Source organism: Cytobacillus sp. NCCP-133 (assembly GCF_026011715.1).
Taxonomy (GTDB): domain Bacteria; phylum Bacillota; class Bacilli; order Bacillales; family Cytobacillaceae; genus Cytobacillus.
This window is the reverse complement of the sequence record NZ_BRVM01000005.1, coordinates 147,833-161,982: the sequence shown is the minus strand read 5'-3', so window position 1 is coordinate 161,982 and position 14,150 is coordinate 147,833. Positions and strand designations below refer to the sequence as shown.

11 protein-coding genes are annotated in these 14,150 nt (G+C 40.0%); 3 read left to right on the top strand and 8 right to left on the bottom strand.

Annotated elements, in window-relative coordinates; all coding sequences use genetic code 11:
* Positions 1 to 54: 54 nt before the first annotated feature.
* Positions 55 to 426 carry a fluoride efflux transporter CrcB gene (crcB, locus tag NCCP133_RS08820; RefSeq protein WP_264804555.1) on the bottom strand — a complete coding sequence of 124 codons (372 nt, stop codon included), beginning with the start codon at positions 424 to 426 and terminating at the stop codon, positions 55 to 57.
* Positions 423 to 797, bottom strand: coding sequence for a fluoride efflux transporter CrcB (gene crcB / locus NCCP133_RS08815; protein ID WP_264804554.1), 375 nt, complete (start codon positions 795 to 797; stop codon positions 423 to 425). Before crcB (NCCP133_RS08815) ends, crcB (NCCP133_RS08820) begins: the two co-directional genes overlap by 4 nt.
* Positions 798 to 1,325: 528 nt before the next feature.
* Here crcB (NCCP133_RS08815) and NCCP133_RS08810 point away from each other — a divergent pair.
* Positions 1,326 to 1,796 (top strand): PCYCGC motif-containing (lipo)protein, encoded by a 471-nt coding sequence (locus tag NCCP133_RS08810; protein WP_309298049.1) that lies wholly within the window; start codon positions 1,326 to 1,328, stop codon positions 1,794 to 1,796.
* A gap of 54 nt (positions 1,797 to 1,850) precedes the next feature.
* On the opposite strand, the gene NCCP133_RS08805 is transcribed toward NCCP133_RS08810, so the two are convergent.
* Genes NCCP133_RS08805 through NCCP133_RS08795 form a run of 3 tightly spaced genes read right to left on the bottom strand, consistent with a single transcriptional unit; the run spans position 1,851 to position 5,280 of the window.
* Positions 1,851 to 2,351 (bottom strand): RNA polymerase sigma factor, encoded by a 501-nt coding sequence (locus NCCP133_RS08805; protein WP_264804553.1) that lies wholly within the window; start codon positions 2,349 to 2,351, stop codon positions 1,851 to 1,853.
* 18 nt (positions 2,352 to 2,369) lie between these two features.
* Complete coding sequence (locus tag NCCP133_RS08800; RefSeq protein WP_264804552.1) at positions 2,370 to 4,610, bottom strand: histidine kinase dimerization/phospho-acceptor domain-containing protein; 2,241 nt, start codon at positions 4,608 to 4,610, stop codon at positions 2,370 to 2,372.
* Complete coding sequence (locus NCCP133_RS08795; protein WP_264804551.1) at positions 4,588 to 5,280, bottom strand: response regulator transcription factor; 693 nt, start codon at positions 5,278 to 5,280, stop codon at positions 4,588 to 4,590. The genes NCCP133_RS08800 and NCCP133_RS08795 overlap by 23 nt, the downstream gene beginning before the upstream one ends.
* A gap of 457 nt (positions 5,281 to 5,737) precedes the next feature.
* Between NCCP133_RS08795 and NCCP133_RS08790 the strand changes: the two genes are divergently transcribed.
* Positions 5,738 to 6,079, top strand: coding sequence for a hypothetical protein (locus NCCP133_RS08790; protein ID WP_264804550.1), 342 nt, complete (start codon positions 5,738 to 5,740; stop codon positions 6,077 to 6,079).
* Between the two features lie 417 nt (positions 6,080 to 6,496).
* On the opposite strand, the gene NCCP133_RS08785 is transcribed toward NCCP133_RS08790, so the two are convergent.
* Together NCCP133_RS08785 and NCCP133_RS08780 are read right to left on the bottom strand one after the other, a co-directional pair.
* On the bottom strand, positions 6,497 to 7,915 hold the full coding sequence (locus NCCP133_RS08785; RefSeq protein ID WP_264804549.1) for a hypothetical protein: 1,419 nt from the start codon (positions 7,913 to 7,915) through the stop codon (positions 6,497 to 6,499).
* 360 nt (positions 7,916 to 8,275) lie between these two features.
* On the bottom strand, positions 8,276 to 9,442 hold the full coding sequence (locus tag NCCP133_RS08780; RefSeq protein ID WP_264804548.1) for a TraB/GumN family protein: 1,167 nt from the start codon (positions 9,440 to 9,442) through the stop codon (positions 8,276 to 8,278).
* A 220-nt stretch (positions 9,443 to 9,662) separates the two neighbouring features.
* Here NCCP133_RS08780 and NCCP133_RS08775 point away from each other — a divergent pair, with 220 nt between their 5' ends.
* Positions 9,663 to 10,289: a metal-dependent hydrolase gene (locus tag NCCP133_RS08775; RefSeq protein WP_264804547.1), complete on the top strand. Its 627-nt coding sequence runs from the start codon at positions 9,663 to 9,665 to the stop codon at positions 10,287 to 10,289.
* Positions 10,290 to 10,877: 588 nt separating this feature from the next.
* On the opposite strand, the gene NCCP133_RS08765 is transcribed toward NCCP133_RS08775, so the two are convergent.
* Positions 10,878 to 14,087, bottom strand: coding sequence for a DEAD/DEAH box helicase (locus NCCP133_RS08765; RefSeq protein WP_264804546.1), 3,210 nt, complete (start codon positions 14,085 to 14,087; stop codon positions 10,878 to 10,880).
* Positions 14,088 to 14,150: the final 63 nt, after the last annotated feature.

Here is a 14,150-nt window from a genome sequence, read left to right as displayed (position 1 = left end):
TCCAACTGAAAAAAGAGCAGAAATATGTTCTTTTTTCAGTTGATTCCCGAACACTTATTCAATAAACATTCTTCCCAGCATGAATCCCGCATACGCAAGCGTAATTCCCGCCCCATATGTAATGGCAATATACAGCATGAAAACCTTTCTGTGCTCATTTAAATGGAGGTGCATCATTTCCAGCTTAAGAGTGGAAAATGTCGTAAACGCGCCCATAAAACCAGTTCCCATTAACAAAACAGCCATTTCATTAGGATCAGTCCCTATTATAACGCCCAATAAAAAAGACCCCAATAAATTGACAGTAAGTGTCCCGATTGGAAAGGAAGTGTCCGTTTTATTGTTTAACAGCTTGCTTAAAGAAAATCGGGCAACTGCTCCCAGGAATCCTCCAATTCCCACCAATAAAATGTTTATGACACTCATGATTCCCGCACCTCTTCGCTTATTTTAAATCCGAGCCTGCTCATCACTAATCCTCCCAGCACACTTATCAGGACATAACTCAGTCCCATTAGCAGCTTTCCATCCTGAAACAAGGTGACAGTTTCAATACTCAACGTGGAGAAAGTAGTGAATGAACCGACAAAACCCGTTCCAATCGTTGCAGCCGCAATTGGGGAGATGGAAAATTTCTTAATAATGTTTGTGGTTAGCCATGCCAATAAAAAACTTCCAATCAAGTTAACCAGCAAGGTGGCAAACGGAAAAACACTCTCCGTAAATAATATTACTCCGACAATGTATCTCAGCGAAGCTCCCAGCATTCCCGCCAAACCGACAAAAAAATAGATCATTTGATTATTTCCTCCCAAAACTAAAAATCTCCCAACTGATCAGCAACCCATCCATATTTTTTACTGAACGAATAGTCTCCCAGCGGCATAAACGCACTTCTGCCATCTATCAAGTTCGTTCTTTATAAATCCTAACATGAAAACCAACTCTGACACATAATTTTTATAGGGGTGATGACAAATGAAAATCATAGGCAAACTCCGCAGAGCTTTGAACAAAGAGGCAGTGAAGTTTTTCCGCAACCGGTCAGCAAGGCATCTAAAGAATGAAACAATTGCAAAGGAAATGCATAGTTACTCTCCTAAAAAGCATAAACCTCCTTGAAAGAAAATGCATTTAAAAAGGAGGACAATTTTTAAAGAGGTAAATATATCTACATAAATTAAATAACAGGTACTAATTCCATAAGCCACTATAACCTGGTAAAAAAATAATAAAAGTTGCGATTTTTGTCACTGCACCGATTCATTTTCAATGGTAATCTTAATAAGAACTGAATGTTATTATTGAAGCAGGAGTGGACTTAAGTGCAAAAATTAGTCATCCCATTTTTTCTTGGAACTCTTTTAATCTCAGGCTGTTCTGCTAATGGACAAGGCTCTGAGGATTCCGATTTGCATAAGCCTAAGCTTGAATACAAAATAGGCAGTAATGATTGGTCTGCGGTTACTTCTCTCACTAACAGCACTAAAGTTCTTGAAGCTTATCAATTTGCTGTGGAACATTCGGAAGTGCTTGACTATATGCCCTGCTATTGCGGATGTTATGAAGAAGATGGACATATTAGCAATACTCATTGTTTTGTTGATTCTGTTGCAGGCGACACGGCAAAGCTCGACAGCATGGGCTTTGGCTGAGGAATATGTGTAGATATTGCCCGTGAGGCAAAACAGGAATTTGAAAAAGGAACGAACATAAAAACGATTCGTACAAACATTGACAAGAAATATGAATCACTAGGCACAGCTTCTACCCCTACGCCAATGCCAGAAAGGTAAAATGACAACAAAGAGCACACAGACTATTTTGGACTATGTGCTCTCCTTTTTATACTATGCCCCTACCTGCACCATCGTCTTAAGCTGCTTTCTCGCCCTGAAAATCCTTGTTTTCACAGTCGAAGGCTTTAAATTTAAGACGGTGGCAATTTCTTGTTCCTTTAATCCTCCATCAACCTTGAGTAAAAGAACATCTTGGTAGGTTCTTGCCAGCTGCCGAATTGCTGCCTTTATTTCCTTAGCAACAAACTCTGATTCTACTTCTTGTTCAACATTATGCTTTGTAATTAAGCAAAGACATTCTAGCATTTCCTGCTCCATCGGGACCGCGGTCTTCTTCCTTTCCCTTCTAATAACATCCAGTGCGGTCCTTCGGGCAATCACAGACAGCCAAGCTTCAACTTTGTCTTCATTATTTATCGTTTCAGCCTTTTTCATGGCCTTAATAAAAGTCTCTTGTACCACATCCTCTGCGAGAAAAGCGTCTTTTGTAATCGAGAAACTTATATAAAAAAGGCGTTTGTAATGTAGTCTGTAAAGCTTTGAAAAATCCATTCTTTCATCCTCTTTTCCTTACTGTTCTATATTCAGTGAAATAGTCACTTTGAACAGATCACCATCTGTATCTATATCAAGATTACCTTCATGAAGATCGACAATCGATTTGGCTATGGCTAGGCCCAACCCTGAACCATCTGTATGCCTTGACTTATCTCCCCGTTTAAACCGTTCAAACAGTTCTTCACTCTGATCATCGAGTTCATATTTGGAAACATTTTTAAATGTAATCACTGCCTGGTCTTTATTGGCTCTAATCGCAATGTATACCCGAGAGTTTTCTAAAGAGTACTTCAATATATTCCCTATTAAATTATCAAACACACGCCAAAGCTTTTGACCGTCGACACTTGCAATGATCGGAAAGCCAGGATTTGTAACCCGGAAGTGAAGATTAGACTCTGTGATCGCATTATCATGTTCTCCCAGTGCCTGCTGCAGCAACTGAACGAGATCGACTCTTTCCTTTCTAAGTTCAATATTTCCGCTGGCCATCTTTGAAACTTCAAATAAATCATCAATCAATACCTTCAATCGTTTGGACTTTCGATCAATGATTTCCAGGTAAGCTAAACGGTCCTCTTCCGTAACCTCTCCAGACTTCAATAGTTCTGTATACGTAATAATAGAAGTTAATGGTGTTCTTAAATCATGGCTGACATTTGTAATTAGTTCTGTTTTGAGTCGCTCGCTTTTTGCCTGCTCGCTAAGGGAGGTTTTGACCCCCTGCTTAAGGATATTTATATTTCCAGCAAGTGTGGAAAGTACATTTTTACCAGTAATCGGGAGGTCCTTTCCCATATGTCCGGTTGCCAGTTCATTCGTTGTCTCGATGATCCGATTGAAATAGCCTATCCGTTTGACAAGTGCCATTATAAGCGGAATGCCGACGAAAGCAAGAATCATCAGATATAATAATGCAAAGAACGGATGAAAAAACATGATAACAGAGCCCATCCCATGCCCAAATATGATCCCGATCACAATAAACAGCTGCGTGCCTGTACTTCGGTTAAGAAATGCCTCCTGTAAGGTAACGGTAGTTTTCTTCGCCAATTCCTTAAGCAGTATCCAAAATTTAAGAATCAGACTTTTTTTCCATATAGCCTTCACATGCTGCCAATTCTTGAATTCATCAGCAATGTATTTTCCCTGTACAAAAGCCAGTCCGGATAGAACAGATGCCCCAATTAATATAATGATCATTTCCATTACATCTGAAGACATCTCATAATTGAACATAAGCAGATCATTCAATAGAAACAGTGACAGCAGCATCCCGATTGCAGTAAACCCAAAACAGTATATTCTCAAATCAATTGGCAGCTTATTGAATAATGGCCTCCATCTTTCCATTTCAGCAGGTATTGCCTTTGACTTTCTGCCTGCAACCAAAGCGATTATCAGTGCTAAAACAGCAGAGCCAGCATAGACGAATAAAACAATCTGTTTTTCCTTAAAGTTATTATTTTGTTCTACAAATATATTCGTGTCGGGAAGATTTTTAGCAAGGCCGATTTGACCTTCAAAATAACCGCCTTCGGATTCTACTAAAGACCGAGCAATCTCTTCATATCCATCCAAATAATGAAAGTAGTAACCTTTGTCCATTGTGTAATCTGTGAGAAATAACATATTCTCCTTCTTCATCACTTTTTCTGGCGACTCATCATTGGACAATTTTAAATTCGTATATACTTCGCCCGTAGCCGTATCTTTGAAATAGTAAGTAAATGATTTGGAATAAAACCTGTACCGATCCCTTACTTGTTCCTTTTCTTTAAAAAAATCCTCTAACCGCTTTTCTTTATCCTTTATCACTTTAGGGCGAACGTGTTCATCGCTCTCAAAGTTTTTGTTAATGTCATTTATTTTCTTATTCATTTGATCTGTTAAAGCTTTTGCAAATTCACTATTTTCAGCGGCCTTTGCCTCCTGAATCCTATCTTCATATTGGGCTTTAATATTATCTATTTGTTCAGGCAATGTGCCATATCGATAGCGGTGCTCCTGAATATCCTCTTCCGTAACCTCAATGGCTTCCTTTGCTTCCTCAAGTGTCACATCATTCAGCTCAAACGCATTTAGAAATCCAGCAAATTCGTCCACATCGCTTCTAAATTGAGCGGTGTGGAAATAGTCAGGATTCGTATATTCCTGGCCATAACTTAATAGAGATAAAACCCCGCTTGCCCCATACGCAAATAGAAGTGTTATAATAGCGATTGTCCATTTATTTTTCCATTTTGTATCCAATTCCCCATACCACCTTCAAATATCTTGGATTCTTCGGATCGATTTCAATTTTTTCACGGATTTTTCGAATGTGAACCGCCACCGTATTTTCCGCATTATAGCAAGGCTCATTCCAAACCCTTTCATAAATTTCATTTATTGAAAAAACACGTCCAGCATTTGTCATTAGGAGTTCCACAATTTTATATTCAATCGGAGTCAACTTCACCGGTTCTCCATTTACAGATACTTCTTTTGCTTCCTTATCCAGCTGCAAGCCATTCAAATCTATGACCTTTTTGACTCCTTCAAAGGTACCGAATGTCACATATCGTCTCAGCTGAGATTTGACACGGGCAACCAATTCCATTGGATTGAAGGGTTTTGTGACATAATCATCAGCCCCAACCTGCAATCCCAGAATCTTATCAGTATCCTCCGTTTTTGCACTTAAAATAATAATCGGTATATTCTTCTTCTCCCGGATTTTGTATGTAGCAGAAATTCCGTCCAATTTTGGCATCATCACATCTAAAATAATCAAATGCACCGGCTGTTCATTCAACATTTCCAGTGCTTCAATACCATCCTTTGCTTTCAATACGGTTATGCCTTCATTTTTGAGATAAATTTCAATCGCATCCCGGATTTCTTTTTCATCATCTACAACGAGTACATTATAGTTTTCCATAATCCCCCTACTTTCTCGCGGCCCGTTTTCATATTTTTATACTAAACGTAAAATCTTAACATTAACGTAATAGAAATCTTAAGAATTTCTTAAGATTGAAATCTTATTTCGTAAGTTCTAGCACATCTATTATTTTATAATGGGTGGAAATGGAAAAACAGGCTTGTAATGAAAATGCATAAAAAAAGCACCTATCTTCAGCTGAATTTTGCTAAAGATAGATGCTATTATAGATGTGTGCTGGCTAACAGCAGGTTTTGCCATCCTGCAGACTGTTTGAGAAAGGTTCAAATTCCCTTCATGAAATTTGATATTTCAGATTTTCCCTCTCACTTCCTATTGTCAAGTGATTAAATATTAAGGTTTTTTTCTTGGAAACAGGTATATAATAATAGCTTAGTTTATGTTTTTAACAAATGGGAATTATGTTAAATAATATTAACAAAGGGGTGAACATATGTCGAAAAACAGATATAAGGATAAGGCTAAAAACGCAGTCAGCAAAATAAAGGCTAATATAAAAGGGAAATTCTTCGAAATGACGGATACACCTTCCATATCGGTAAGACAGCTTGCTGAATTTATTCAGCAGCACCCAGAAACACAAATATCAAAGAAAGTGCTCCTCGGAAATACCTTTACTTTTTACCATTTAAAAATAAATGACGATTTTCTTTATATGGAAACCAATAACGGCCGCATCTTACAGCTCGATGGTGCATCAAATGGCTATCAATTTGTATCATACCGATCCTATCGGGATTTTTATGACTTACATACACAGATAAGGCTGACTTAACAAGAAGAAGGCAGTGCGCCTTCGTAACAAGCAAAGACCGTCTCTTCCCGCGAGGTTTCAAAGTAGCTTTCCTTCGTGCCCACCCCAGACAAGCACAAGATGGCCCTTCCAGAAAGGCGTTTCTTGCCTCTTTCCAAGGTCCTTCTTGTGACCTCGATGGGGTAAGGCGCTGGATTTATCCAATGATCTAAGTTCGAATTTTCTTATCTGTAAATAAAAGTTCGTAAATGAGCCATCCCTTCAGGAGAGGCTCATTTTTGTGCTGTAAAATTGTTATTTTTCATTTTCATTTAAAGGAAGCTGACTTTCTAAAAATGCACTTTAAGAAAACTCATCATTTCCTTTATTCGATCTTCCTCTGATTCGAAAAATCCCCCTTTGATGAACATCGAACCGAAATGGCTCCTTTTACAGTGTTCACCCTGTCTCCCTGCTGCTCTTTAATTGTGAGTATATCTGCTGATAAGCTGAAGCCTCTTTCACCATGCCTTTTTTCTGATACATTTTACAAAGCTGTAAAACCGGAGATGGATCTGTTGGTTTTAGCTCCATTTCCCAGAAGAAGCATTCGATGGCTTGATCATATTGGCTAAACTCTGCATAATATTGGCCAAGTTCCATCATTTTGTCAGGATCCTCCACGATTGCTGCCATTCTATTAATTTTTCTAATTGCCAGGCTGTGCGGGAACTTTTTTGAAATAGGCTTTATTTTTTCATAAACAGCTGCTATATCATGCCCTTCCATCAGTTTAGCAATAAGCTGCAGAATCCGCTGCTCAGTCTGCATGGGATCATCTTCCTCATCAATCTGCTTCAGGAGGAAGAGAAACTCATCCAAATGCGAAGCGACAAATTGAGCATTCAGGTGCTTTCGCAGCTCATTTAGAACCTCATTATATTCATCCGGCATGTCCTCCATAAAGGGGAACAAATAGGTGGCTGCTTTCTCATACTGGCGATCTTGAATCAATTCTTCGATAAAACCAAGAGATTGATGGATACCATGATATGGATTTATTTTTTCTTGTGATAATGCAAGAATCCAATTTTCCAGAGGTATATAATGCACGGCTAGATCTGTGCTGCTTTTTACTGCATCAGGTGTAAGATTATTTTTATCTTCCATCCATACCAGCAGCCATTCAGCATAGCGGTCCTGACTTTTTAAAATGGATTCAAGCAATTTAATGCAGTTGGTATTTTTACGATTGGCGAAGCAGAAGAACTCTGAATATAAAGGATCTTTTTGATGGATAGCTGAAATGGGTGAATTCTTGTAGAAGCTTGCATAAGAGCTGAACTCACGGGTGTTGAGGATATCGTCCACACTCACCAGGGAAGGTGAAAGACCAGACAATATGTGAGTGGATTGAAAAGCCTTTAAAAAGCTTCCATTCCTCCTGAAGTGAAAAAAGATTTTTTCGATGATTCGACTGAGTTCTTCTTTTGTAAAAAAAGAATCAAGTGCTGCTGTGATGCAGGGTATTTCCAGGAGGGAATACTTGCGTTGAAGTATGGTGAAGAGCTTATTTTTTGCAGGAATGGTTAAAGGTGCATCCGGGTTCAAAACGGGGATGAACGGATGATTTTTTTCTAATACAATCCCTTCTTCCATCATTTTTTCCAAGAAAGTGCCTTTTTGGATATGCTCAAGACGCTCGCCATATATAAGATTATTGTTATAGAAAACGAAATAGAATCTTTCATTAGGTTCAGTTTCGACCTCTGAAACCTTAAATCTTGCGAAAAGTGCGGTCCGGACCACTTCTCCAGTTATTACAGCTTTTTTGGATTTAAACGTTATATGTGCTGGTAGCATTTGTTCACTTTTCATGATAAACTCAGCCTCCTGTAGAATCAGTTAGAAATAGACTAGGAAATTGTGTTTCTATAGTTTGATTATACGCTACTGATTTAAAAAATGCGACCACCCCAAGAAAGACTGTAAGATTCACACTCATTCCCCCCTCGATCATCGGGAACGATCCCTGCATCTGCAATGTACTATCTATTGACCGTTTTTTCCACAATTCATCGTTAACTCCAAGCCCCGAACGAGCGGGAAATCCCTAGCATAACTTTGCCTCCTGTCAATTGTCTGATTTAGTATGGCCTATCTTCCCTCTTTTATAAATAATTGGCATTAAAAAAAGAAGGACGAAACCAAAAGGTTCTATCCTAAAAAAAGTTGTTCTTATAAATTTTCAAAAAAGACTCTGATCACATCAGCACCGCCAATAAATGTTCCTAATGAGCTGCCCAGGTTGGCAAGCACCACAATCAGCAAAATCCGGCTGACTTTATTTCGCCAAAAGCCTTTCACACTAAAAACATCTTCCGTAAGAGTTTCAAAGTCTTTTACACTTGGACGGCGGATATATGCTTGCGTGAGCCCTGCAAACCAGCCTGCTGCAAGCAGCGGGTTTAGTGAAGTAATCGGTGCTGCCACAAATGCTGTTAAAATCGTGAGCGGATGCCCCATCGCAATCAATGCTCCAAGAGCTGATAACGAACCATTCCAAATAATCCAGCTAATGGTCTGTGCAAAACCAGCTGAAGGATTTGCATAAAAGGTATAAGCTATGATTGCTAAGATGAAGATCGGAATGCTCCAGCCAATCACTTTAGGGGCATTTGATTTTGGCGGGCGTGCAGTCAGGCGAACCATATCCTGTTCTTTCTTAATTTCTTCCTTAATTCCGGGAACATGAGCTGCACCCAGCACAGCTACTATTTTTTCTCCCGGTGCTTCTTTGATTTTTTGGGCGAGATATTGGTCTCGCTCATCAATTAAGGGTGTCTTCAGACGCGGGAAGCTCTCCGTAAATTCATTCAGAATCGCATTAATTGTATCCTGATTTTTCATCTTCTCCAGTTCTTCTTCTGAAATCTTATCTTTGCTGAAGATGCTGGCAATCACCTGGCTAAGTAAAAGTGCCTTCCCTTTTAAACCGAGATTTCCCCAAATTCTTGCAAACGTAATTTGGATATTTCGGTCAGCCAATACCAGTTTGGCTCCCGTTTCTCTCGCTGACTCAATTCCTTGTATCATTTCCTGTCCCGCTTTAATGCCAAATTGATCTGCCATGCGGTTTTGAAAAGAGGAAATAGCTAAATTCATTAATAATAGAGAAGCTTTTTTCTCCTTTATGACTTGAATGATGTCCATTTCCTTCCACTTGCTGCCTTCGTTAATCGATTGATATCTTTGTTCATCCAGCTCTACACAAACTGAATCGGGCTGTTCAGCTTCTATGACCTCTTTTACTTGTTCTGCACTATGCTTTGAAACGTGCGCTGTTCCAATCAGTATGTATTCCTTGCCATCTAAGTGAATCCTCGTTATGTTTTCCTCTGCCATAAATACCTTCCTTTTGAAAGAAACAAAATTCTTGCAAACATTCATTTTACAATCTTATATATGTTTTATCTCTTCATTATACCATGAACGATTCTAACAATGTCCAAGTTAGTTGGGAATAAAGTACTAATTTCAATAAAAAACTGAACAGAACAAACGTTTTGTTATAAAATAAGAGAGCATGAAAAATTTGCAAATAACTCATGAAGGTGGAAAAAATTTGAATGGGACCGCTCATGCAGCGATTGGAGCAGCAGCAGGATACGTGGTTGCGAACACTGTTAACGCCAGCACATCTGAAACATTATTATTGGTGGGCTTAGGCGTAATTTCCGGGTTAATTCCCGATTTGGACATCGATGGAAAGCTCCGGGACCGGATCACCTTATCACATGAAGTGGTTCGTACTGTCTCACAATTGATCGGAATATTAATGGTTATCTACAGCTTTTGCGAGGGAAGCTCTATAGAGAAATGGATGGGGATTGCCATTGGAATTGGAATGATTAGCATAGCCTCCCGGATTAAGCAAAAACATATGCTTACACTTACCGGAATCGGTGTCTTGGCAGGTGGTGCATCCCTTCAGGAATTGTGGATGATCTTATTTGGGGTTTATATGTTTATCGCTTCATTTATTGCACATCGGAGTTATACCCATTCCATCATTGGTGTCATTTTCTTTGGCTATATCGCATTCAGATTCGAAATGTCCCTTGGAATCCATGGCGTTTACTATACCTGCCTTGCAGGATATATCTTCCATTTGGCTGCCGATTTGAAATTGCTGCCTTTCAATAAACGGGGCATTAAGCTGTTTCTCCCCATTTCGTCCAAAGAAATATGATAAGAAAAGCGCAAGGCGCCTTGACCACCCCCGACAAGCACAAGACGAGCCTCACGGAAAGACGTCCTTTGCTTTTTGGGAGGATCGGCTTGTGACCTCGAGGGGGTAGACGCCTGGAGCTAGACAGTTATCTAAGTTCCAAAAGGATATAAATTCTGATATTTGGACAAAAAACCGCTCAGTGATCCCTGGGCGGTTATCATTTATTTCTGTGCTTATCTAACATGTCTCGAGTTTTATCAAGCTGAAATTCCAATTTATTTAACATTACACACAATTTGACCTGGAAAACAGGATTCTTCAAAATGCACTTGACTATCCTAAAGGCAGTAAAAACAAAATAGACGCGACCCTACTTATTTTTCTGCAAATGCAAATCCCCTATTTGCCATGCCTTACGAAGTTTGTCCATTGCATTCGGCCCCATTCCATGCAGCTTCATGATTTCGGCTTCAGCGGCACCGGAAAGCTGCTCCGGATGAAAATAGCCAGCACCTTCAAGCGCCCGCCGAGCGGGTTTAGCAAGCTTTTCAGGAAAATGGTTCTCTTTGATTTATTTTTCAGACATTGTTATTCTCCTATTTAAATTTAAATCATTAATATTTCACGGATATCTTCTTCTGTTAGACCCTTTGCTGTTCGGTCATCCGAATCGATGATTTCTTCAATTAAGTTTTTCTTTTTGTCCTGCAATTCATTCATTTTTTCTTCGATTGTACCACGGGCCAAAAGCTTAATCACTTGGACAGCCTTTTTCTGGCCCATGCGATGTGCCCGATCAGCTGCCTGTTCCTCAACAGCAGGATTCCACCAAAGATCATATAAGATGACAGTGTCGGCTCCTGTCAGGTTTAGACCTGTTCCCCCGGCTTTTAACGAAATAAGGAAAAAATTCCGTTCTCCTTCATTAAAACGCCGGCAAATCCCGACCCGTTCGCCAGAAGGTGTTTGTCCATCAAGATAGAAAAATGGCAATCCTTCCAAAGCCAATTCTCTGCCTATCAGATCAAGCATTTTGGTAAACTGCGAAAAAATGAGCACCCTTCTGCCTGATAGCCTTGATTCTTCTATAATGGTTTTGAGCTGCTCAAATTTGGCGGAACTTCCATTATACCCTTCTATAAACAAAGCAGGATGACAGCAAATTTGGCGCAGTCTGGTCAGCCCGGCAAGTATTTTAATTCTATTTTTACGGATTGTATCCTTATTAAGGTGCTTTAGTGTGTCTTCCCTTAACTTTGCCAAGTAGGCAGCATACAGTTTTTTCTGCTCAGGGAGAAGCTCAGCAGAATCAATCGACTCCATTTTTTCAGGAAGTTCGGAAAGGACATCCTCCTTCAGTCTCCTCAATAGAAATGGCTGTATTCTTCTAGCAATGGTTTTTCTGGTTAAATGACTGTAATCCTTCAAACCTTGAAAGAGTTCGGGAAAAACAACATGGAATATTGACCAAAGTTCCTCCAGTGAGTTTTCAACCGGTGTGCCAGTCAGCGCAAAACGGTTGCTCGCCTGTATCTTTTTTACAGATCTTGCTGTCTGGGTTACCGGGTTTTTAAACGCTTGGGCTTCGTCAAAAAATACGCTATGGAATTCCTGGATTTCATACCATTTTTGATCTTTCAGCAGGAGCGGATATGAGGTGATCAACACATCAACCCCTGTTATATCCCGCTGCAGTTTTGCCCTTTCCCGCTGGTTGCCATCCATAACAACGGCTTGTATTTCAGGTGTAAACTTGATCAGTTCACTCAACCAGTTATACGTTAAGGAAGATGGACACACAATTAAAACAGGAAGCTTTTTTTCCCGAATCTCCGGAACCTCTGATTGTATAAACGCAATGCTTTGCAGCGTCTTTCCAAGACCCATGTCATCTGCCAATATACCGCCAAAGCCATAATGGGCCAGTGTCTTCATCCATCTGTAGCCATGCTTTTGGTAGTCCCTCAGAACTGAATCAAGAAAATCAGGCACTTCCACCTTCAGGCTGCCCGGATCTTTAAGAGACTTTAAAAACGACCGGAAGGACTCCTCTTGTGAGAATATCTTCTGTTCATCAACACGATCAATCATTTTGAGTCCTTGGACAATCGGGATATTCAATCCGCTTACCAGATCCTCTGCCTGATTAGGAACAGCATTAAGAAAACGCTGAATTTCTTCAAACTCCCTTGCTTCCAGGGATAGAAGCGAACCATTTCGCAATCTGTAATATTTCCGTTTTTCCTCAAGGGCAAATAAGATATCCCGTATTTCCTGATCAGCAATTCCGGTCATTTCAAACTTGAACTCCAGCCAATTCGTCCGTTCCTTTTTCATTCGGATCCGAATCTGGGGCTTCGCGTTTTCCTTAAAGATGCGATTTCTTACAGCTGTTGTAGCATAGATTTGCAAACGATTATGCAGTTTTGGAATGGCATGATAAAGAAACTCATATTCAAGCTCTTCATTTTGAAGAAAATAGCCACCGTCCGTTTTCGCAAATGAACTCTCCTCCATCAACTCCAGAATTTCATCTTCCTTTGCCACATCCCTTATAATCCTTGCACCGCCACGAGGTTCCCGCCTTTCCAAAGGATTGATGACAATATTTTCATAGTGGAATTCCAGTCCGGCAAGGAGGCGATTATGAACACGGTCTAAAAAAAGTTTGGCAGCAAGCGGAGTTTTCAGAAATTTTTTGGACATTTCCTCGGAGATTTGGACTTCTCCTAATTTCCGAAGGCCAGGTACGACTTTTTCCAAAAACAGCTCCATTTGTTCCGATGCAATCGGAATCCTATTTTTTCCTGATGCTTCAAGCATTTGGGTAAGGTCGAACAGCCGCTGACAATCCTCCTTATTTAGTGTGATGAATTTTCCAGCATACACAACCGAAGTATATGAATTTAGGACAAGCATTCGGTCAAGCCCATTAATTTTCAAGAAAGACTTCCCATCAGCTTCTACTAATTCAAATCGTAATGGCAGACCTTCGTCTGAAAAGTGCAGCTTGTCAAATGTTTTTCCACCTATCTCAAGCTTTACGATTTTAGCCTGGGCGATATAGGGCTTTAACCGTTCCCAGGTTGATGGCGGGATCAGCACCATATGCTTGCTTGCAGTATAATCAAATTCATCCAGCAAGGCATTCAGATAAACGGATTCATCGTGTACAACCTGGATTAGCTGCTGAATGACGGCATCCGATTCCGGCGAAAAACAATGCAAACTTTGATTATATGTAAATGTCAAAGATAGTAAACATGGCTTTCCCTCTTTCACCGATAGAAGGAAATCACGAATATCAAGCACTGGCGTTTTCCCAAATTTTAATTTTAAGGCGAACAAATATTGCCCTTTGCCCAAATGCACCGGCTGACAAGTGAATTCAGAATCAAGCAATTGCCTGTTTTCAAAATGAAGCTGATGTCCGCTTGATCGGACAGGCGACTCACTGAAAAGTGAAAATAAATCATTGGAAAGCATATCTTCCGGTAAATGGGAGGCATTTTTTTCTGAGGCCCTTGCTCCCAGCTGCTGCCTTTCATAAATGGCCAGCAGCACAGCCGCCACATGCTGGCATTCTTTATCGAAGGATGCCAGCTTTGGACAGGTGCATGAAGTTATAAAGCTCCTGCCTGAACCCTTTTCAACCGTAACATTAAAATCTTCCGCTGCAGTGACCGTTGCTTCACAGCGGTCTTTCATATATTCATGAATACTTACTTTATTATTCCGAAAAAAAGCGTCCCCTCTTTTGAAGGAGACCGAGCCGCATAATTCATTAATGCTTTTATGAGTTAACTTAATATCCACACACCTTCTCCTTCCAGGGAATGATATAAAAATTGTACCATAAGGAAGGGAGAAAATTCATTA

Coding starts and splice junctions, on each gene's coding strand:
- NCCP133_RS08780 (WP_264804548.1), bottom strand. CDS start 9,442: ATGGCAGAGGAAAACATAACGAGGATTCACTTAGATGGCAAGGAATAC.
- NCCP133_RS08795 (WP_264804551.1), bottom strand. CDS start 5,280: ATGGAAAACTATAATGTACTCGTTGTAGATGATGAAAAAGAAATCCGG.
- crcB (WP_264804554.1), bottom strand. CDS start 797: ATGATCTATTTTTTTGTCGGTTTGGCGGGAATGCTGGGAGCTTCGCTG.
- NCCP133_RS08790 (WP_264804550.1), top strand. CDS start 5,738: ATGTCGAAAAACAGATATAAGGATAAGGCTAAAAACGCAGTCAGCAAA.
- NCCP133_RS08785 (WP_264804549.1), bottom strand. CDS start 7,915: ATGAAAAGTGAACAAATGCTACCAGCACATATAACGTTTAAATCCAAA.
- crcB (WP_264804555.1), bottom strand. CDS start 426: ATGAGTGTCATAAACATTTTATTGGTGGGAATTGGAGGATTCCTGGGA.
- NCCP133_RS08805 (WP_264804553.1), bottom strand. CDS start 2,351: ATGGATTTTTCAAAGCTTTACAGACTACATTACAAACGCCTTTTTTAT.